The following is a 19,767-nucleotide window of genomic DNA, read 5'->3' on the forward strand; positions in this document are numbered from 1 at the left end:
GGTGGCCGGAAAACACCCGCGGGCCGCGGCGCCTGGAAGGGACCCTCAACCCTCCCGGCACCGCAGCCCGGAGCATCATCGGCCGTGGGGTGTGCGGTCCCGGTCGGCCGAAGGTCGAGGAGCCGGGGCAGTCAGGGCAGAGAGCGCCGGTTCCTCGATCCGCCTTCCTGTGCGGGGAAGACGGAGGCTTGTTCACTTGGATTGTGGACTAGACCACAAGGATGTGTCCACGGCCTTGTCGGCATGCACGACTGATGGCACCCGATGCCACGCAGCCTAGCCCGCCTCGGTCAGTCGCGGGGCCAGATGGCCGTGGCAATTTCCGCGAGCGCTTCCAGTTCCTCGCGGCTCGCTCCGTCGCGGGCCTGCTGGGACATGCCCTGGATCATCGCGCCGGTGTGCCGGGCGAGGGTCGTGGCATCGGTGCCGGCCGGGAGCCGCCCGGCCGCGACGTCCGCCCTGATCCGGGAGGCGAGGGCGGCGATGTTCCGGTTGCGCCGCTCGCGCAGCAGCTCCTCGATCTCGGGGCTGGTGCAGTTGGTGGCGGCGTGCACGACCAGGCAGCCGTACGGGTGCGCGGGGTCGGTGTACGCGACGGCGGCCTCGCGCAGCGTGCGCTCGACGGCGGCGCGGGCGGTGGGCTCCTCGGCGAGGGCGCGGCCGACGAAGGCTCCGTGGGTGTCGGCGTAGACCCGGACGACCTCCTCGAACAGGGTCCGCTTGTCACCGAAGGCCGCGTACAGGCTCGGGGCGCCGATGCCCATGATCCGGGTGAGGTCGGAGACCGAGGTGGCCTCGTAGCCGTGCTCCCAGAAGGCCATGAGCGCCTTCTCCAGCGCGGTGGCCCGATCGAAGGAGCGCGGCCGACCTCGCCCCTTCGGCGCCTTGACCTGCTCTTCCACCTGTCCGCGTCCCACCATGGAGCGTATTTTATAGCGCACCCTAGAGAAATGTCCCCGTCGTGTCGTAGGATTTTTATGTAACGACCGATAGATAACTCAGAAGGGAGGGCCGGCGCAGGGCGATTCTGTTAGATTGGTCTAAACCACATAGAGACGCACGAGCCCACTTCAGAACGGCAGGCCCAGCGTGGAAGTTGTCATCGTTCCGGACGCCGCGGCGGGCGGCGAGCTGATCGCCGAGGCCATGGCCCAGCTGCTGCGACGCAAGCCCGACGCCCTGCTCGGCGTGGCCACCGGCTCCACCCCGCTGCCCGTCTACCAGGCGCTGACCACGAAGGTGCGCTCCGGCGCCGTCGACACCTCACGGGCGCGCATAGCCCAGCTCGACGAATACGTGGGGCTGCCCGCCGAGCACCCCGAGTCCTACCGCTCGGTGCTGCGCCGCGAGGTGCTGGAGCCGCTGGGCATCGGCATGGACGCGTTCCTCGGGCCCGACGGCACCGCCCCGGACGTCCAGGCGGCCTGCGAGGCCTACGACCGGGCACTCACCGAGGCCGGCGGGGTGGACCTGCAGCTGCTCGGGATCGGCACCGACGGGCACATCGGGTTCAACGAGCCGTGCTCCTCGCTCGCCTCGCGCACCCGGATCAAGACACTGACCGAGCAGACCCGCGTCGACAACGCCCGCTTCTTCGACGGGGACATCGAGCAGGTCCCGCACCACGTCATCACCCAGGGCATCGGCACCATCCTGGAGGCCCGGCACCTGGTGCTGCTGGCGACCGGCGAGGGCAAGGCGGACGCGGTCGCCGCGACCGTCGAGGGGCCGGTCGCGGCCGTGTGCCCGGCCTCCGCGCTCCAGCTCCACCCGCACGCCACGGTGGTCGTCGACGAGGCCGCCGCGTCCAAGCTGAAGCTGGCGGACTACTTCCGGCACACCTACGCCAACAAGCCGGACTGGCAAGGGATCTAGCCCAGGGAGCCGCCCGTTGGACTAGACCAACAACAGGTGCGACGGTATACAGAGGAGATCACGGAGGGTGCGGGTGGACTCCTGGCACACGAAGCCGTGCCACGATGTGACCCGTGGCCGATGCCAGTCGGTCGCTTTCGGCATCCGGAGCCGGGAAGGCAGAGCATGAGCACCGACGTCAGCAGTGCGGAGAACGAGGCCGGCACGACCGGCCGTACGGCGCGCGTGCCCAAGTACTACCGCTTGAAGAAGCACCTGCTCGACATGACGGAGACGCAGGCCCCGGGCACCCCGGTACCGCCCGAGCGCACGCTGGCCGCCGAGTTCGACACCTCCCGCACCACCGTCCGCCAGGCCCTGCAGGAGCTGGTCGTGGAGGGCCGGCTGGAGCGCATCCAGGGCAAGGGCACCTTCGTCGCCAAGCCCAAGGTCTCCCAGGCCCTCCAGCTCACCTCCTACACCGAGGACATGCGCGCCCAGGGCCTGGAGCCGACCTCCCAGCTGCTGGACATCGGCTACATCACCGCCGACGACCGGCTCGCCGGTCTCCTCGACATCACCGCCGGCGGGCGCGTGCTGCGCATCGAGCGGCTGCGCATGGCCAACGGCGAGCCGATGGCGATCGAGACCACCCACCTGAGCGCCAAGCGCTTCCCCGCCCTGCGCCGGTCGCTCGTGAAGTACACCTCCCTCTACACCGCGCTCGCCGAGGTCTACGACGTCCATCTCGCCGAGGCCGAGGAAACCATCGAGACCTCGCTGGCCACTCCGCGCGAGGCGGGCCTGCTCGGCACCGACGTGGGCCTGCCGATGCTGATGCTCTCCCGCCACTCCCTGGACCGCGAGGGCAAGCCCGTGGAGTGGGTGCGGTCGGTGTACCGGGGGGACCGCTACAAGTTCGTCGCGAGACTCAAGCGACCCACGGAGTAAGGCGCTTGGGACGGGTGGACCTTCGCTGAATCGATATACCGATATACGGACGAGGTCTTCCACTGTCGCGACACCGTCACCTAGATTGCCTGCGCATTACACAGGTGATCAGCGAGGGGACGGAGAGCCGTGGCATGTCCGAAACACCTGAAGTGAGACCACCGGTCGTCACCCCGGCCCGGGTGATCATCGCTCTGTGCCTCGTCGCGCCCTTCGTGGCGATGCTGTGGGTCGGCTCGTACGCCAAGGCGGACCCGGCCTTCATCGGGATCCCGTTCTTCTACTGGTACCAGATGCTCTGGGTGCTGATCTCCACCGCACTCACCGTGACCGCGTACCAGCTGTGGCAGCGCGACCAGCGTGGCCGCGCCTCCCGGAAGGGCGGTGAGACCAAGTGAAGAACGGTGTCAACGGCGTCGCGCTCGGCGTCTTCATCTTCTTCTTCCTGGCCGTCACGGTCATGGGCTTCCTCGCCGCACGGTGGCGCAGGGCCGAGAACGAGCACTCCCTGGACGAATGGGGCCTGGGCGGACGGTCGTTCGGCACCTGGGTCACCTGGTTCCTGCTCGGCGGCGACCTGTACACGGCGTACACCTTCGTCGCCGTGCCGGCGGCGGTCTACGCGGCGGGCGCGTCCGGCTTCTTCGCGGTGCCGTACACGATCCTGGTCTATCCGCTGATCTTCACCTTCCTGCCGCGCCTGTGGTCGGTCTCGCACCGCCACGGGTACGTCACGACCTCGGACTTCGTGCGGGGCCGGTTCGGCTCGAAGGGGCTGTCGCTGGCGGTGGCGCTGACCGGCATCCTGGCGACGATGCCGTACATCGCGCTGCAGCTCGTCGGCATCCAGGCGGTGCTGGACGTGATGGGCGTCGGCGGCGGGGACAACACCAACTGGTTCGTGAAGGACCTGCCGCTGCTGATCGCCTTCGGTGTGCTGGCGGCGTACACCTACTCCTCCGGTCTGCGCGCGCCCGCCCTGATCGCGTTCGTCAAGGACACGCTGATCTACATCGTCATCGCGGTGGCGATCATCTACATCCCGATCAAGCTCGGCGGCTTCGACGACGTCTTCGCCAAGGCGGGCCACGCGCTCAGCCAGGTCAACCCGGCGACGGGCAAGCCGCGCGGCGCGCTCGCGCCGCCGGAGGCGGGCCAGTGGACGTACGCCACGCTCGCCCTGGGCTCGGCGCTCGCGCTGTTCATGTACCCGCACTCGATCACCGCGACCCTCTCCTCCAGGAGCCGTGAGGTGATCCGCCGCAACACCACGATCCTGCCGCTGTACTCCCTCATGCTCGGGCTGCTGGCCCTGCTGGGCTTCATGGCGATCGCGGCCGGAGTGAAGGTCACCAACGGCCAGTTGGCGATCCCGCAGCTGTTCGAGGACATGTTCCCGGACTGGTTCGCGGGGGTGGCCTTCGCGGCGATCGGCATCGGCGCGCTGGTGCCGGCCGCCATCATGTCCATCGCGGCGGCGAACCTCTTCACCCGCAACATCTACAAGGACTTCATCAAGCCGGACGCGACGCCGAAGCAGGAGGCGCAGGTCTCGAAGTTCGTGTCGCTGCTGGTGAAGGTCGGCGCCCTGGTCTTCGTCCTCACCATGGACAAGACGGTCGCGATCAACTTCCAGCTGCTGGGCGGCATCTGGATCCTGCAGACCTTCCCGGCCCTGGTCGGCGGCCTGTTCACGCGCTGGTTCCACCGCTGGGCCCTGCTGGCCGGCTGGGCGGTCGGCATGGTGTACGGCACGGTCGCCGCGTACGGGGTGGCCTCGCCGACGCAGAAGCACTTCGGCGGCTCGGCCAAGGAGATTCCGGGCATCGGCGAGATCGGCTACATCGGCCTCACGGCGTTCGTCCTCAACGTCGCCGTGGCCGTGGTCCTCACCTTCGTCCTCAAGGCCGTCAAGGCCCCCGAGGGCGTCGACGAGACCAGCCCGGAGGACTACACGGCGGACGCGGGCGACCCCGGCGTGCAGGTGGAACTGCCGCCGGCGACGGCCGGAGCGGGCCACTAGCAGCGACGAGCACGCCGGCCCGAGCGGGCCGCCGGGGCAGGGCCCCGGCGGCCCGTCGCCGTTCCCGCCGGACGCCGGTGCGTGCCGGGCGTCGCGAGGGGGCGAACGTCGCCTGGCGGGGCACTGGTCCCGGGTGCGTCCGGCCATCTCGTCCCGGAAACGGTCCAGGTCCCTGACCCGCATGCCGACCCAGGCGGGTGTCTTGCGGCGCAGGCCCCGCAACCCGGCCGCCGCGGCGTCACCACGAGTTGACGCTCCGAAGCCACCGCACCACACAACAGACACAACATCTGGGGGTGACGCGACAGCCCGACACTAGATGTATGCTCATCCTCGCTGTCGCCGCAGGGGAATCCGGTGCGAATCCGGAACTGTCCCGCAACGGTGTACTTGTGCATGTCCGTTCCGGAAACCCCGTGCACAGGAGTCAGTCCGAGGACCTGCCGACAGCGCGCCCGGCCGTCCGGTCCGGGTGCCCTGAGACGTCCGGGCCTCGTGGAGTGGGCCGGTGGACGCGACGCCCTGTGCGCTCGTGGCTGCCCCCTGCCCTCCGCAAGGCCCCCGTGCCGAGCGAGGGAGAGCCCCACGTGACCATCGCGCCAGCAGATCCGGCTTCAGCCAGCGGCCTGGAGACCGACGGTCCCGGTACCGCGCTGCTGCGGACCCTGACCGAGCTGACCGCCGACCTGCCCGACGCCGACCCCGGCCGGGTCGCCGCCGCCGCGCTGCGCGGCCGGTCGGCGCGCGCTGACGAGGCGGAGTTGCGCGAGCTGGCCACGGAGGCCGCCGCCGGGCTCATCTCCGAGGACCCCGCCTACTCCCGGCTGGCCGCCCGGCTGCTGACCCTCTCCATCCGGGCCGAGGCCGCCTCGCAGGGCGTGACGTCCTTCACCGGGTCCGTGGCCGTGGGGCACCGCGAGGGGCTCATCGCCGACCGGACCGCCGCGTTCGCACGGCTGCACGCCGAGCGGCTGGACGCGCTGGTCGACACGGACGCGGACGACCGCTTCGGCTACTTCGGCCTGCGCACGCTGCACAGCCGGTACCTCCTCCGGCACCCCATCACCCGCAAGGTCATCGAGACGCCCCAGCACTTCATGCTGCGGGTCGCGAGCGGCCTCGCCGAGGACGACACCGTCCGCTCCCTCGACGAGGTCGCCGCGCTCTACGGGCTCATGAGCCGCCTCGACTACCTGCCGTCCTCCCCCACGCTCTTCAACTCCGGCACCCGGCACCCGCAGATGTCGTCCTGCTACCTCCTCGACTCGCCGCTGGACGAGCTGGACTCCATCTACGACCGCTACCACCAGGTCGCCCGGCTCTCCAAGCACGCCGGCGGCATCGGCCTGTCGTACTCCCGGATCCGCAGCCGCGGTTCGCTGATCCGCGGCACCAACGGGCACTCCAACGGCATCGTGCCGTTCCTGAAGACCCTGGACGCCTCCGTGGCCGCCGTGAACCAGGGCGGCCGGCGCAAGGGCGCCGCGGCCGTGTACCTGGAGACCTGGCACTCCGACATCGAGGAGTTCCTGGAGCTGCGGGACAACACCGGTGAGGACGCACGCCGTACCCACAACCTGAACCTCGCGCACTGGATCCCGGACGAGTTCATGCGCCGGGTCAACGCCGACGAGCAGTGGTCGCTGTTCTCCCCGGCGGACGTGCCGGAGCTGGTGGACCTGTGGGGCGAGGAGTTCGACGCCGCCTACCGCAAGGCCGAGCAGGCGGGACTGGCGAGGAAGACGCTGCCGGCCCGTGAGCTGTACGGCCGGATGATGCGCACCCTCGCGCAGACCGGCAACGGCTGGATGACCTTCAAGGACGCGGCCAACCGCACCGCCAACCAGACGGCCCTGCCCGGCCACGTCGTCCACTCCTCGAACCTCTGCACGGAGATCCTGGAGGTCACCGACGACGGCGAGACGGCGGTCTGCAACCTGGGTTCGGTCAACCTCGGCGCCTTCGTGAGCGGCGGGGACATCGACTGGGAGCGTCTCGACGAGACGGTCCGCACGGCCGTCACCTTCCTCGACCGCGTGGTCGACATCAACTTCTACCCGACCGAGCAGGCGGGCCGGTCGAACGCCAAGTGGCGGCCCGTCGGCCTCGGTGTCATGGGCCTGCAGGACGTGTTCTTCAAGCTGCGTCTGCCCTTCGACTCCCCGGAGGCCAAGGCCCTGTCCACGCGGATCGCCGAGCGCATCATGCTCGCCGCGTACGAGGCCTCCGCCGACCTCGCCGAGCGGAGCGGCCCGCTGCCGGCCTGGGAGAAGACCCGTACCGCCCAGGGCGTCCTGCACCCCGACCACTACGACGTCGCACGCGTGTGGCCCGAGCGCTGGGCTGCCCTGCGGGAGCGGATCGCGTCCGTCGGCCTGCGTAACTCGCTGCTGCTCGCGATCGCGCCGACCGCCACCATCGCCTCCATCGCGGGCGTCTACGAGTGCATCGAGCCGCAGGTCTCCAACCTGTTCAAGCGCGAGACGCTGTCCGGCGAGTTCCTGCAGGTCAACTCGTACCTGGTGCGGGATCTGAAGGAGCTGGGCGTCTGGGACGCGCGGACCCGTGAGGCGCTGCGCGAGTCCAACGGATCGGTGCAGGACTTCGCCTGGATCCCGGCCGACGTACGGGCCCTGTACCGCACGGCGTGGGAGATCCCGCAGCGCGGCCTGATCGACATGGCGGCGGCGCGGACACCGTTCCTCGACCAGGCGCAGTCGCTCAACCTGTTCCTGGAGACGCCGACCATCGGCAAGCTCTCCTCGATGTACGCCTACGCCTGGAAGTCCGGCCTGAAGACGACGTACTACCTGCGTTCGCGGCCCGCGACGCGCATCGCCCGCGCCGCCCAGGCGCAGACCCAGAAGACCCTCCCCGTCCAGCAGGTCACCGAGCCCGACGCGGTCGCCTGCTCCCTGGAAAACCCCGAGTCCTGCGAGGCCTGCCAGTAATGTCCAGCCGTAACACCAACCTGCTCGACCCGGGCTTCGAACTCACCCTGCGCCCGATGCGCTACCCCGACTTCTACGAGCGCTACCGGGACGCCATCAAGAACACCTGGACCGTGGAGGAGGTCGACCTCCACTCGGACGTCGCCGACCTCGCGAAGCTGACCCCGGCCGAGCAGCACCTGATCGGCCGGCTGGTGGCCTTCTTCGCGACGGGCGACTCGATCGTCGCGAACAACCTGGTCCTGACGCTGTACAAGCACATCAACTCCCCGGAGGCGCGCCTGTACCTGTCGCGTCAGCTCTTCGAGGAGGCCGTGCACGTCCAGTTCTATCTGACCCTGCTGGACACCTACCTGCCCGACCCGGAGGACCGGGCGGCGGCGTTCGCGGCCGTCGAGAACATCCCCTCCATCCGCGAGAAGGCCGAGTTCTGCTTCAAGTGGATGGACTCGGTGGAGCGGATCGACCGCCTGGAGACGAAGGCCGACCGCCGGCGCTTCCTGCTCAACCTCATCTGCTTCGCCGCGTGCATCGAGGGTCTGTTCTTCTACGGCGCCTTCGCGTACGTCTACTGGTTCCGCAGCCGGGGCCTGCTGCACGGCCTCGCCACCGGCACCAACTGGGTGTTCCGCGACGAGACGATGCACATGTCCTTCGCCTTCGACGTGGTGGACACCGTGCGCAAGGAGGAGCCGGAGCTGTTCGACGACGCGCTCCAGCAGCAGGTCACCGACATGCTGAAGGAGGCCGTCGAGGCCGAGCTGCAGTTCGCCCGCGACCTGTGCGGTGACGGCCTTCCGGGCATGAACACCGAGTCGATGCGGCAGTACCTGGAGTGCGTCGCCGACCAGCGTCTGGCCCGCCTCGGCTTCGCCCCGGTGTACGGCTCGGAGAATCCCTTCTCCTTCATGGAGCTGCAGGGCGTCCAGGAGCTGACGAACTTCTTCGAGCGCCGCCCGTCGGCTTACCAGGTCGCGGTGGAGGGCACGGTCGACCTGGACGAGGACTTCTGATCCTCCTTCGCGGTTCACGCACCGTGCCGAACGCCTACCGGCGCGCGCTTGGGGGCCCTGAAGCCGCCTGGGCGCGCGCCGGTACCAGGTTCTACCAAGGCATCGGCCTCAGCAGCAGCTCGTGCGGACGCAGGGTGATGCCCACGCGGGTGCTGTCGTTCGACCCCGCGACCTGCTCGAAGCGGTACTTCGCCGAGACCGCGGCGGTGATCAGGCTCAGCTGGGTCATGGAGAAGTGGTCGCTGGGGCACTTGCGGTTGCCCACGCTGAACGGGCTCATGGCGTACTTCGGCACCTCCCCGGCCCGCTCCGGCAGCCATCGGTCGGGGTCGAAGTCGAGGTGGCGGTCGTAGGAGCGGGCGTCGCGCTGGATCGCGTACGGGCTGTAGACGATGTCCGCCCCCGCCGGAATGCGATAGCCGCCGAGCGAGGTGTCGGTCACCGCGCGCCGGGTCAATATCCATACGGCAGGCCTGAGCCGCATGGCCTCGACGACGACATTGTTGGTGTGCGTGAGCGCGCGCACGTGCTCGAATCCGACCGGTCGACCGCCGGTCACGGATTCGACCTCGGTCCGTACCTTCTCGGCGTGTTCCGGGTGTTCCGCGAGAACCTGCAGCAGCCACATGATCGTGGACGCCACCGTTTCACTGCCGGGGGTGAGTATCGCGACGACCTGGTCGTGGATCTCCTGTTCCCCGATGGGGTCGCCATTGTCGTCCTTTGCCTCCAGCAATGCCGTCAGCAAATCGTCCGGCTTTTGACCAGATGCCCTCCGCTCGGCGACGATCTCGTCGACCAGCAGATGCAAATCGGCCAGCGCCCGGTTGAATTCGCGGTTGGCCGGGAACGGCAGCCGGTACAGCGGTCCGAGCGGGATGACCATCCGGCGGTACATACCCCGGAAGACGCTGGCGAGGTCGACGCTCAGCCGCTCGGCGCGCTCGTCCATGTACTCGCCGCGCAGCAGGCAGCGGGCGGCGATGCGCACGGCCACGCGGAAGGACTCGGAGGTGCAGTCGATGGTCTCGCCGGGCCGCCAGCGCTCGGTCAGGGCGTGCGCCTCCTCCTCCATGACGGGCCCGTAGTCCGGGATGGCGTCCAGCCGGAACGCGGGCTGGATGGTGCGGCGCTGACGGCGGTGGCGGGGGCCGTTGGCGGTGGCCACGCCCTCCTTGCCGAGCAGGCCTTCGAGGGACTCCCACAGGGGTCCGTCGATCTTGAAGTCGGTGCTGAGCGCGAGCGCGCCGGTCAGCTCCGGCGTGGTGACGGCGTACACCGTCTTGGGGCCGAGCTTGAGGCGTACGACGTCGCCGTGGTCGCGGAGCCGGGACATGAAGGCGAGCGGGTCGCGGACCAGTTTCAGGCCGTGCCCGAGGCCCGGCACGGCGCCACCGGCCAGGGGAGGTTCACGCAGTTCGGTGGCCTTCGAGGCCAGGGGCCGCACGGACTCGACGGTCATGACTCACCTGCCGCTTCGTTGGTGACGTACGGGGGCGTGGACCGGTCGTCCCAGGTGTCGACCCGGTACCGGCCGGACTCGTGGTGGAACCAGTAGGCGGAGCTGAACCAGTTGCGCATGTTGGCGACGCAGGCGCGGACCGCGGCGCTGAGTTCCTTTCCGCGGACCGTTCCGTCGGCGAGGTCGTCGGCGAACCGCAGGGCGTCCCGCTCGGCCGCGAGGAATTCCGTGACGCATTTCTCGACCCGCCGCCTGACTTCGTCCACCGCGTCTTCGAGAGTCAGCCCCTCATGGGTGATGAGACTGATTCCGAGATTGTGGACCTCGTCGCCCGCTATTTCCTTCGGCAGTGAGCACAGGTCGTTGTACCAGGCGGCGAATTCCTGGCTGAGCAGCGCGGCCCGGCGATAGGCGGGGGTTTTCCGTACCGGGTCCGGGAGTTCACACCCGGCGGTCGGCTCCAGCAGGTCCGTCCATATCCAGTGCGCGAAGGTGAGCCGGCGCAGGGCGAGGTATTCCTCGACCCCGGGTATGTATCCCTCGGTGCGGTTGCGGAACTCACGGTCGTAGGCCTCGATCACCGCGTGGAAATGCCGGGCGAACCGCTGGTTCCAGGTGCGCGACAGGAAGCGGAACAGCCGCAGCACGCTGTCCGCGAATCCGGCGACCAGCGGGTCCGGGTGGTGCAGATGGTGCCGGGGTGCGTCGAGGGCCGCGTGCAGGCGGTACCTCAGCCGCCGCCAGTCGCCCGCCCGGCCGTGCACGATGTAGCGGTCGTGGTGGTCGTCCCAGACGAAGAACCACGCGCTGTAGTCGGCGATGGCCTGCATGACCTCCTCGGGTGCGCCCAGGTAGTAGCCCGCCATGAGGTCCGTGTAGCACAGTCCGTCGGCATATTCCTGCACCTTGTCCGCCGGCATGAGCCGTTTTTCCAGCAGCCAGAGCCGTGTTGTGTGCTGGAGCTGCGGCCAATACGGATGCAGCTGCCGGGGAAAGTCGGACTCGATCACCGGGAGTGCCAGTGAGGGTGGTACGACGACCGCCGTCGGTGTCGCTGTGGTGCTGTGTGGGAAAGCTTGCACGAACAAACCCCTCTCAGCCGCCAGGAGCGCACATCCCTCTCCGGTTGTGCCGGGCGTGCGCCGTTGCGTATCCCCGCACTTACATTCAGCACCACAACTGACCGCCATGGGAACGGATTTGCTTCACTCACTACCCCAAGCTTGCCGAGAATCCCACCTTGTGTGACCGATCAAGGATCACAACAAGGGCAGAAGGGATCGGTTGTACGACGCACGGATGAGCGAGGCGGGGACATACGCAGGGCGCCCGACCGGGAGTGATCCCGGCCGGGCGCCCCAACTCACCAGTGTCGCCTAGTCGTTGGCGACCACCGGGTAACGTGGCTCGTTCTCGGCCATCTGCCGCAGCGCGTCCTTGCGGTCCCGCTTGGACAGCCGGTCGATGTACAGGTAGCCGTAGAGGTGGTCGGTCTCGTGCTGCAAACAGCGTGCGAAGTAACCGGTGCCGCGCACCCTGATCGGGTTGCCCTGCTCGTCCTGGCCGGTGACCTCGGCGTAGTCGGGGCGCGCGAGCGGCGCGTACGCCGTCGGTACGGACAGGCAGCCCTCGTTGCTGTCGTCCAGCCGGCGCCGGTCGGCGGGCAGGTCGACCAGCTTCGGGTTGCACACCACACCCACGTGCCGGGCGCCCTCGTCGTCCTGGCAGTCGTAGACGAAGACCTTCAGGCCGACACCGATCTGGTTGGCGGCCAGGCCCACGCCCTCGGCGGTGCGCTGACTGGCGAACATGTCGGCCACCAGCTGCTGCAGCTCCTCGCCGAACTCGGTGACGTCCTCGCACTCCTTGTGCAGCACCGGGTTGCCGACGACCGTGATCGGGCGCGAGGTCCCGCGCTCCCGCCAGGCCTTCTCGCGCTCCTCGCAGTCCTCCGTGTCGACGACGTAGCCCTCGTCGTCGACGGGGAGCACGCCCGCGTGCTGCTGATCGGTGTCCTGCTGCGCCATGACCGACGTACGCCTTCCTGCAAACCTGTGAAAAGTCTCGGGTACAGCCTAAAGGCGGCCGGTCACCGTCGGCTCAGCAAACCTCTTCGAGATCCCGCCAGTCCCTGGAGTCAGGGCTGTCCGCAACCCACCCGTCCAGCAGCCCTCTCACCAGCGAGGCCGGCGCGGCCACCCCGCACTCCCGCTCGGGCACCCAGAGCTGCCCGTCGGTGCGATGCCCCAGCGGCCCCGGATGCCCCGGCTCGCTGTGGTCATGCGGATCCAGGTGCACACCCTCCCCCTCGTCGGACGGCATACGCGACTCGCTGCACATCCGGCACAGCAGCCGTACCGAGGAGGACCAGTCCTCCGCGGCGAAGCCCGCGTCGGCGGCCAGCTGCTCCAGCGCGTCCCGGTCCGCCTCGGTGGCCGCCTCCAGCAGGACCACCCAGGTCGGAACGGGTGAGGGCGCCCAGAGCTCGATCTCGTCGAAGACCGGGTAGGAGTGCCCGGCGGACGTCGTGCGCTCACCGTGCGGGACACCGTCGTGCAGCACCACCTCGCCCCAGCGCCGCCCGGACGAGGGAAGCGGGATGGACAGCACCTCCAGCCGCGCCGGGTCCAGCCTGCGGCCCCACACGACCTCGGCCTCACCCTCCGGGGAGAGCCGTACGGCCGCGCTGCCCAGTTCCATGCCGAGGGGCTCGGCGGAGGCGGCGGCGCCCCCGGGCACCTTCAGCCCGTACGCCTGCCAGGCGCGGCGGGCCAGCGGCCAGTCCTGCAGGGCGGTGGCGGCGATGCCCACGTTCCACCAGTCGGGCGCCCCGGTCTCCCGGTCGAGCAGCGCGACGGCCCGGAGCCCGGCCGCCCGGGCCTGCTCCCAGTCGTGCCGGAACTTGTGCAGCAGGGCGAGGTTGAACCAGGACTCCGACAGCCAGGGCTCCAGATCGGCGGCCCGTGTCAGCAGCTCGCCCGCGTCCTCGTACCGTCCGTCGCCGATCAGCGTGAACGCGCGGTCGGTGGCCTGCCGCCAGGAGGCGGAGGGCCGGTGCCGTCCCTTGCCGAAGATCCTCACGATTCCCGCCTGCCAGTTCCAGTTCCGCACAGTGGGCTGGCTTGTGCCCCCGGACACCCTCTCCCTCGCATCCAACCACGTACGGCGGGAAAGGCGCTCATTACCCATGGGTTACCCAGCCGGGCGCGGGGTCAGACAGTGCCGTGCGTCTCCCGTCGCCCTTGGCCGGGGCGCCCTCCCCCCAGGCCCGCGGCCGGGCGAGGACCCGGGCGAGGGACTCCACGACCTCGGGCGCGTAGTCACCGGCGGTCCCGAGCCGCAGGTCCTCCAGCGCCCGCAGGGCTGCCTCGGGGCCGGCGTCCCGGGTCTTCTCCTCGTAGGCGTTCACGGCCCGGATGACACGCGCGGCGACCGGCTGTTCGCGGTAGGGGTCCGCCTGCCGTTCCACCATCACGGCGACGGCCGCGGCCACACCGGTCTGCCGTACGACGGCCCCGCCGAGCAGCGCGATCCGCCGCTGCTCGGCGGGGGGCAGGCCGGCGGTGGCACCGGCCGGGACCGGGTCGACCAGGCTGAGCTGGCCGATGTCGTGCATGAGGGCCGCGTACTCCAGGACGGTCAGCTCGCCCTCGCTCAGGCCCAGGTCCCGGCCGACGGCGAGACCGAGCGCGGCGACACGCCGGGCGTGCCCGGCGGGGGTGTATCCGGCGATCTCGGTGGCGCGGGCGAGGGAGGCGATGGTCTGCCGGTTGGTGGCGCGGACCGCCGCGTACCGGCGCACGGACAGCTGGGTGAGCAGCAGGGGCAGACAGAACACGGGCAGCGCCCACAGGCCGACGACGGCCACCGCGAGCGCCATCACCGCCCCGGTCGCGCAGACGGCGGAGCCGATGCCGAGCAGCCCGCGCAGCTCGTCGCGCAGCAGCGGGCCGAAGGGCCAGCGGGTGCGGGAGTGGGCGAGCGCCGCGGCGAGGACGGCGTCGCACAGGGCGGTGAGGACGAGGAGGGCGACGAGCAGCAGCGCGTAGGCGGGGCCGCTCCAGGACGCGAACACGCCCTTGTTGGAGAGGGGCTGGAAGCAGACGGCGGCGAATCCGACGCTCAGGACGCGGCGGGCGAGGTGGTCGAGGGTCGGGGTGCGGCCGCACCAGATGTGCGGGACGCCGCCGAGCAGGGAGGCGGCGAGGACGACGGTGACGACCTGCGGCGCGTCGTGCAGCGTGGGGTGTCCCGCGTCGGGTCCGAGCAGGGCGTACGACAGGGATCCGGCGGTGCCCAGCGGCGCGGCCTGCCGGACCGGGGCCCCGCTCCACCGGGTCAGCTCCCCGACGGCTATGAGCACCCCGAAGGCGAGCGCCACGCCCCGGTCGGCCAGGCCGGTCCACAGGCTGGCACCGAGGCACACGGCGGCGGTGAGCGCGGCGCAGGTGTGCACGATCCGCAGGGCGGTCATCGCGGTGCCCCACTGCGCGAGCCGGCGACCGGCTGCTGGGTCGGGGCCGCCCGCGCCGTCTCGTCGGCCGTGACGGCCGGGTGCCAGCCGTGCCGGTCGAGGGCCCGGGCGAGCGCGGTGACCATACGGGGGTCGAACTGGGTGCCCGCGCACCGCTCCAGTTCGGCGACGGCCACCTCGACCGGCCGGGCCCTGCGGTAGGAACGGGTGGAGGTCATCGCGTCGAAGGCGTCGGCGACGGCGACGACCCGGGCGCACTCGGGGATCTGGGTGCCGACCAGGCCGTACGGGTAGCCGCTGCCGTCGAGGCGTTCGTGGTGGTGCAGGATCGCGGCGCGGGCCTCGCCGAGGAAGGAGATCCCGCGGACCATCTCATGGCCGTACTCGGGGTGCAGTTCGATGATCCGGCGTTCCTCGGGGGTCAGGGGGCCGTCCTTGCGCAGCAGCCGGGTGGGGACGCCGAGCTTGCCGACGTCGTGCAGGATGCCGGCGAAGCGCAGGGTCTCGACGCGTTCGTCGTCCATGCCGAGCTCCCGGGCGATCATCACGGAGGCCTGTCCGACGCGTTCGCTGTGGCCGCGGGTGTAGCCGTCCTTGATGTCGACGGCCTGCACGAGGGCGCGGATGGTGGCCTGGTGGGCAGCGCGTTCGCGGTGGTACTGGGCGAAGATCCACCAGGACACGTACATCGGCAGCAGCACGAGCAGCGCGGCGACCGGGCCGTACGGGCTGCGCCACAGCACGGCCATCATCAGCCCGGCCAGTCCGTGCACCGCGACCGGCGCGAGCGAACGGGACAGCAGCCCGCGCCAGGCCCGGCGCAGCGGAACACCCAGGGCGACCACGCGCAGGCCGCCGTCGAGCAGGCTGAGGACCAGGCAGAACGCGAGGACGGCCGCACCGGCGGGCAGCAGCGCGTACGGGAAGTCGCAGCCGACGACGGCGTCCCGTCCGCCGAGCGCCCAGTGCACCCGGGCGGCGGCCCACACGGCGAGCGCGGGCTGCGCGGCCCGCCACAGGCGCCGCGGCAGCGCGGGCCGGTGCTCGACCGGGGAGACCAGGGCGGCGGGCAGCGGGACGAGCGCGGCGGCCGGCGGCGGCAGCAGGAACGCCCCGGCGAGCAGGACGGGGTGGAAGGTGCCGCCGAAACGCCGGCGTACGACGTACTCGCTGGCGGCGTAGAGCGCGGCCAGCAGGCCGAGCGCCCACCAGGGGGTGTGCAGCGCCGGCAGCGGCAGGAGGCAGAGCAGCGCCAGCAGGGCCGCACCGGCCACATAGCCGCGTGCCCTCGCCGGTACCGCCTCCATCGCACCCCTCCCCGACCATGCCTGTCCAGGCTCGGAGCCTAGGGCGGGGATCGGGGGGTACGGGGCTTATGACCTGAGGATTAGCACATTCGGGTGACGGCCGCGCCGACGGGCGTGGTCAGCTCTCCTGCGGCGTGGCGGTCACGTCGTGGTCCGGCACGGCCTGACCGGAGCGGATCAGGTCGATCCGCCCCATGACCTTGGCGCGCAGGTCGGCGGGCACGTCGTCATGGCCGCAGCACCGCTTGACCAGCTTCTTCACGGCCTGCTCCAGGCCGTACTTCTCCAGGCACGGCGAGCATTCCTCGAAGTGGTGCTGGAACTTGTCGCGATCGACGTCCGGCATCTCGCTGTCGAGGAACTCATACAGATGGTCGAGGACCTCACTGCAGTCCGTCTCGTGCGGGTCTCCGCAGCTCATGAGCCCGAACCTTTCGCTTCGTTCGACTCTCCGGCGCCCGCCGGGACCAGTCCGCGCTCACGCGCGTAGTCCTCCAGCATGCCGCGCAGTTGCCGGCGGCCCCGGTGCAGCCGGGACATCACCGTACCGATGGGTGTCCCCATGATGTCCGCGATCTCCTTGTACGCAAAGCCCTCGACGTCCGCCAGATAGACGGCGATGCGGAACTCCTCGGGGATCGCCTGCAGCGCTTCCTTCACGTCCGAGTCGGGCAGGTGGTCGAGCGCCTGCGACTCGGCGGAACGCAGACCCGTCGACATGTGCGACTCGGCGCGGGCGAGCTGCCAGTCCTCGATCTCCTCCGCGGCGGAGCGCTGCGGCTCACGCTGCTTCTTGCGGTAGGAGTTGATGAAGGTGTTGGTGAGGATCCGGTACAGCCAGGCCTTCAGGTTGGTGCCCTCGCGGAACTGGTGGAAGGACGCGTACGCCTTGGCGTAGGTCTCCTGCACCAGGTCCTCGGCGTCGGCCGGGTTGCGCGTCATGCGCAGCGCGGCCGAGTACATCTGGTCGAGGAATTCGAGCGCGTCCCGCTCGAAGCGCGCACTGCGCTCGGCGGTGGACTCGGAGTTCGTCTCCGCGCTCACGCCCTGGCCCTCGGGCTGCTCCGCCTGGCCGTTGTCGGTCCCTGCGTCGGTACCGGTGACCGGACCCACCTCCTCAAGATCCCGGGCAGGACCGAGACCGGTCCCACTCGATTCGGAGGATAGAACACGACCCGTGCCTGCCGCCCCTCGAATAGGAGCGGTCTTGGCCGCGTGCAGCACCGTCCAGTCCAGGTCAGCGCGGCGCTCACGGCTCGGGCATACGGTCGAACCCATGCGGCGGACTTCCTCTCCCACGACGTCGGTGCCAAGGCCTCAGCACTTCTGTCCGCCACAACAGCGCTCCGGCGCGGGGCATTCCCGCCCGTCACCCGAGTGCCGTGAGCCACCGCGCCACGGCCTCGGTGATGATCTCAAGGGCCCGGTCCTGGGTGATCTCCGCACGCTTGGGCACGGCGAAGCCGTGATCCCCGTACGGCACCTCGGTCAGCTCGAAGTCGCCCCCGGGGAACTCCGCCGGCTTCCCGAACGGGTCGTTGCCGCCCTGCACGACCAGCGTGGGCACTCCGGCTCCGAGCAGCTCCCCGGCCCGGGACTTCTCCGGCTTGCCCGGCGGGTGCAGCGGGAAGCTCAACGCGAGCACGGCGTGCGCGCCGAGCTCCGACGCCGTACGGCAGGCGACCCGGGCGCCCGCGCTGCGGCCGGCGGAGATCACCGGCAGCCCCGGCCCGGCGAGCGCCGGCCACACCCCGCGCCATCCGGTGTCCAGCGTCTTCGGCGCCGGCGCGACCTTCTTCCCGGCCACCCGCCAGGGCTGCTCGACCAGCGCGACGGTCACACCGTGCGCGGGGAGCGTGCGCGCGAGCGCCTGGAGGTCCCGCGCCTCGATGCCGCCTCCGGCGCCGTGGCTCGCGGCGAGGACGAACCGGGGCTTGTCCGCCCGGTGCCAGGTGAGGCGCGCGGTCCCGGCCTCGGTCTCGACAGTTTCGATCACGCTAGAAGAGTGTGCCCTCTTCCGGCGCCTCCAGCTCCTTCAGCAGCTCGGGGCCGTTGTTGCGGACGTTGCTGACGGCCGTGGAGACGGGGTAGGCGCGCATGAGCCCGGGCGGCGGCGGGGCCAGGAGGGCGCGCAGGTCGTCGGGGTCGGTGCGGGAGGGGTCGAGCCAGGCGTCCCAGCGGTCGGGGGTGAGCATCAGCGGCATCCGGGGGTGGATGTCGGCCAGGGAGCGCGGGCCCTGGGCGGGGGCGACGGCCAGCGGGGTCTTCTCGGCCTCGGTGGTGATCACGGAGCAGGTGACCCACCAGGCCCGCGGGTGGTCGTCGGGCAGGGTCCGGTCGCGCCAGAACTCGTACAGCCCGGCCATCGCGAACACCGAGCCGTCGGCCGGCAGCACGAAGTACGGCTGCTTGCGCGGACGCTTCTTCCTGCCCTCGACCTCCAGCTCGCGCTCCTGCTCGCCGGTGACCCACTCGTAGTAGCCGTCGGCGGGGATGATGCAGCGCCGGGCGGCGAAGGCGCGGCGGTAGGCGGGCTTCTCGTGCACGGTCTCGGCGCGGGCGTTGATCATCCGGGCACCGCCCTCGGGCGTCTTGGCCCAGGACGGCACGAGGCCCCACCTCAGCGTGCGCAGCTGGCGAACCGGGCGCGGGGAGTCCGCGTCTTTCAGGGGACGGTCGAGGACGGCGAAGACCTCCTTGGTCGGAGCCACGTTGTAGTCCGGCGCCAGGGTCTCCTCGGGTTCCCTCCCCCCGGGGCCCGACTCCGTCCGCCCTGGGGAGACCCCGGTCTCGATCTCAAAGATTCCTGCGAGATCCTCGGGCCTACGACTCGATGCATACCGTCCGCACATACGTGCCACACTGCCAGGCCCACCCGCCACCCGACCACCACCCCTCGACGACAGGGAGCCATCGCCGGACATGGACAGCCTCGCCGCCCTCGCGCTGCCCGACCTCTGGGACCGGCTCACCGGCACCCAGCCCGACCCGGACCTGTGGGTGGTGCTCGCCACCCTCGCCGCCGCCCTCGCCGTCGTCGTCCCGCACGGCCTGTGGCGCATATCGCGCAACGCGATCACGATCGCGCACGAGGGCGGCCATGGCCTGATCGCGCTGCTCACCGGCCGGCAGCTCACCGGCATCCGGCTGCACTCCGACACCAGCGGCCTCACCCTCAGCCGGGGCAAGCCGTACGGGCTCGGCATGATCCTGACGGCTGCCGCGGGCTATACGGCCCCGTCCTTGCTGGGCCTGGGCGGCGCCGCCCTGCTGGCCGCGGGCCGCATCACGCTGCTGCTGTGGGTGGCGACGGCACTGCTGGTGGCGATGCTGGTGATGATCCGCAACGCGTACGGCGTCCTGACCGTGGTGCTGGCCGGCGGCGCCTTCCTGCTGGTGTCCTGGCTGGCGGGGCCCCAGGTGCAGGCGGCGTTCGCGTACGCGGTGGTGTGGTTCCTGCTGTTCGGCGGGGTGCGGCCGCCCTTCGAGCTGCAGCTGAAGCGGTCGCGCTGGAGGGGGCGCGAAGCGTCGTTCGCGGGTGGCGGGAGCCGGGCGGGCGGAGCGGGGGACTCGGACGCGGACCAGCTGTCGCGTCTGACGCACGTACCGGCGGGGCTGTGGCTGTTCCTGTTCCACGCGGTGTCGCTGTCCTCGCTGATCGGCGGGGGCCGCTGGCTGCTGGAGGTGTGACGGCCAGGACGGGGGCGGGGCGCGAGGGCGCACCGGCCGCGG

The 19,767-nt window shown here is 70.6% G+C and carries 18 protein-coding genes and 1 riboswitch; of the genes, 7 read left to right on the forward strand and 11 right to left on the reverse strand.

Annotated elements, in window-relative coordinates; translation table 11 throughout:
* Positions 1 to 290 precede the first annotated feature (290 nt).
* A complete protein-coding gene (locus tag IE244_RS05515) occupies positions 291 to 920 on the reverse strand; it encodes a TetR/AcrR family transcriptional regulator (protein ID WP_191871508.1) in 630 nt (209 codons plus the stop codon).
* A gap of 169 nt (positions 921 to 1,089) precedes the next feature.
* Between IE244_RS05515 and nagB the strand changes: the two genes are divergently transcribed.
* The 6 genes from nagB (at position 1,090) to IE244_RS05545 (ending at position 8,792) form a co-directional block, all read left to right on the forward strand.
* Positions 1,090 to 1,875, forward strand: coding sequence for a glucosamine-6-phosphate deaminase (nagB, locus tag IE244_RS05520; protein ID WP_191871509.1), 786 nt, complete (start codon positions 1,090 to 1,092; stop codon positions 1,873 to 1,875).
* Positions 1,876 to 2,040: 165 nt separating this feature from the next.
* A complete protein-coding gene (locus tag IE244_RS05525) occupies positions 2,041 to 2,805 on the forward strand; it encodes a GntR family transcriptional regulator (protein WP_191871510.1) in 765 nt (254 codons plus the stop codon).
* 134 nt (positions 2,806 to 2,939) lie between these two features.
* Positions 2,940 to 3,203, forward strand: coding sequence for a DUF3311 domain-containing protein (locus IE244_RS05530; protein WP_031163359.1), 264 nt, complete (start codon positions 2,940 to 2,942; stop codon positions 3,201 to 3,203).
* Positions 3,200 to 4,828, forward strand: a complete 1,629-nt coding sequence (gene mctP, locus IE244_RS05535) for a monocarboxylate uptake permease MctP (protein ID WP_191871511.1) — start codon at positions 3,200 to 3,202, stop codon at positions 4,826 to 4,828. The genes IE244_RS05530 and mctP overlap by 4 nt, the downstream gene beginning before the upstream one ends.
* Before the next feature lie 347 nt (positions 4,829 to 5,175).
* Positions 5,176 to 5,243, forward strand: a riboswitch (cobalamin riboswitch).
* Between the two features lie 172 nt (positions 5,244 to 5,415).
* On the forward strand, positions 5,416 to 7,779 hold the full coding sequence (locus IE244_RS05540; protein WP_191871512.1) for a ribonucleoside-diphosphate reductase subunit alpha: 2,364 nt from the start codon (positions 5,416 to 5,418) through the stop codon (positions 7,777 to 7,779).
* Positions 7,779 to 8,792 carry a ribonucleotide-diphosphate reductase subunit beta gene (locus IE244_RS05545; RefSeq protein WP_191871513.1) on the forward strand — a complete coding sequence of 338 codons (1,014 nt, stop codon included), beginning with the start codon at positions 7,779 to 7,781 and terminating at the stop codon, positions 8,790 to 8,792. The genes IE244_RS05540 and IE244_RS05545 overlap by 1 nt, the downstream gene beginning before the upstream one ends.
* A 91-nt stretch (positions 8,793 to 8,883) precedes the next feature.
* On the opposite strand, the gene IE244_RS05550 is transcribed toward IE244_RS05545, so the two are convergent.
* The 10 genes from IE244_RS05550 to IE244_RS05595 form a co-directional block, all read right to left on the reverse strand.
* Positions 8,884 to 10,254, reverse strand: coding sequence for a bifunctional albaflavenone monooxygenase/terpene synthase (locus IE244_RS05550; protein WP_191871514.1), 1,371 nt, complete (start codon positions 10,252 to 10,254; stop codon positions 8,884 to 8,886).
* Entirely contained in the window at positions 10,251 to 11,336 is a 1,086-nt protein-coding gene (cyc1, locus tag IE244_RS05555) for an epi-isozizaene synthase (protein ID WP_191871515.1), read from the reverse strand. The genes IE244_RS05550 and cyc1 overlap by 4 nt, the downstream gene beginning before the upstream one ends.
* A 294-nt stretch (positions 11,337 to 11,630) precedes the next feature.
* Complete coding sequence (gene def, locus IE244_RS05560) at positions 11,631 to 12,281, reverse strand: peptide deformylase (protein WP_191871516.1); 651 nt, start codon at positions 12,279 to 12,281, stop codon at positions 11,631 to 11,633.
* Positions 12,282 to 12,354: 73 nt separating this feature from the next.
* Complete coding sequence (locus IE244_RS05565; protein ID WP_191871517.1) at positions 12,355 to 13,335, reverse strand: hypothetical protein; 981 nt, start codon at positions 13,333 to 13,335, stop codon at positions 12,355 to 12,357.
* A gap of 100 nt (positions 13,336 to 13,435) precedes the next feature.
* Positions 13,436 to 14,728: an HD-GYP domain-containing protein gene (locus tag IE244_RS05570; RefSeq protein WP_191871518.1), complete on the reverse strand. Its 1,293-nt coding sequence runs from the start codon at positions 14,726 to 14,728 to the stop codon at positions 13,436 to 13,438.
* Positions 14,725 to 16,035: an HD-GYP domain-containing protein gene (locus tag IE244_RS05575; RefSeq protein WP_191871519.1), complete on the reverse strand. Its 1,311-nt coding sequence runs from the start codon at positions 16,033 to 16,035 to the stop codon at positions 14,725 to 14,727. The genes IE244_RS05570 and IE244_RS05575 overlap by 4 nt, the downstream gene beginning before the upstream one ends.
* A 118-nt stretch (positions 16,036 to 16,153) precedes the next feature.
* Complete coding sequence (gene rsrA, locus IE244_RS05580; RefSeq protein WP_191871520.1) at positions 16,154 to 16,456, reverse strand: mycothiol system anti-sigma-R factor; 303 nt, start codon at positions 16,454 to 16,456, stop codon at positions 16,154 to 16,156.
* Positions 16,453 to 17,148, reverse strand: coding sequence for an RNA polymerase sigma factor SigR (gene sigR, locus IE244_RS05585; protein WP_031163380.1), 696 nt, complete (start codon positions 17,146 to 17,148; stop codon positions 16,453 to 16,455). The genes rsrA and sigR overlap by 4 nt, the downstream gene beginning before the upstream one ends.
* Before the next feature lie 256 nt (positions 17,149 to 17,404).
* Positions 17,405 to 18,031, reverse strand: coding sequence for an alpha/beta hydrolase family protein (locus tag IE244_RS05590; RefSeq protein ID WP_191871521.1), 627 nt, complete (start codon positions 18,029 to 18,031; stop codon positions 17,405 to 17,407).
* A gap of 1 nt (position 18,032) precedes the next feature.
* The gene (locus IE244_RS05595) at positions 18,033 to 18,887 is read right to left on the reverse strand and encodes an SOS response-associated peptidase (protein ID WP_191871522.1); all 855 of its coding nucleotides are present in this window, start codon (positions 18,885 to 18,887) and stop codon (positions 18,033 to 18,035) included.
* Between the two features lie 70 nt (positions 18,888 to 18,957).
* On the opposite strand from IE244_RS05595, the gene IE244_RS05600 reads away from it, so the two are divergent.
* Positions 18,958 to 19,725, forward strand: coding sequence for a M50 family metallopeptidase (locus IE244_RS05600; RefSeq protein WP_191871523.1), 768 nt, complete (start codon positions 18,958 to 18,960; stop codon positions 19,723 to 19,725).
* Positions 19,726 to 19,767 lie beyond the last annotated feature (42 nt).

Source organism: Streptomyces filipinensis (genome assembly GCF_014649495.1).
Taxonomy (GTDB): Bacteria; Actinomycetota; Actinomycetes; order Streptomycetales; family Streptomycetaceae; genus Streptomyces; species Streptomyces filipinensis.

Coding starts and splice junctions, on each gene's coding strand:
- IE244_RS05600 (WP_191871523.1), top strand. CDS start 18,958: ATGGACAGCCTCGCCGCCCTCGCGCTGCCCGACCTCTGGGACCGGCTC.
- rsrA (WP_191871520.1), bottom strand. CDS start 16,456: ATGAGCTGCGGAGACCCGCACGAGACGGACTGCAGTGAGGTCCTCGAC.
- IE244_RS05595 (WP_191871522.1), bottom strand. CDS start 18,887: ATGTGCGGACGGTATGCATCGAGTCGTAGGCCCGAGGATCTCGCAGGA.
- IE244_RS05575 (WP_191871519.1), bottom strand. CDS start 16,035: ATGGAGGCGGTACCGGCGAGGGCACGCGGCTATGTGGCCGGTGCGGCC.
- IE244_RS05525 (WP_191871510.1), top strand. CDS start 2,041: ATGAGCACCGACGTCAGCAGTGCGGAGAACGAGGCCGGCACGACCGGC.
- def (WP_191871516.1), bottom strand. CDS start 12,281: ATGGCGCAGCAGGACACCGATCAGCAGCACGCGGGCGTGCTCCCCGTC.
- IE244_RS05545 (WP_191871513.1), top strand. CDS start 7,779: ATGTCCAGCCGTAACACCAACCTGCTCGACCCGGGCTTCGAACTCACC.
- IE244_RS05530 (WP_031163359.1), top strand. CDS start 2,940: ATGTCCGAAACACCTGAAGTGAGACCACCGGTCGTCACCCCGGCCCGG.
- IE244_RS05515 (WP_191871508.1), bottom strand. CDS start 920: ATGGTGGGACGCGGACAGGTGGAAGAGCAGGTCAAGGCGCCGAAGGGG.
- IE244_RS05550 (WP_191871514.1), bottom strand. CDS start 10,254: ATGACCGTCGAGTCCGTGCGGCCCCTGGCCTCGAAGGCCACCGAACTG.
- IE244_RS05570 (WP_191871518.1), bottom strand. CDS start 14,728: ATGACCGCCCTGCGGATCGTGCACACCTGCGCCGCGCTCACCGCCGCC.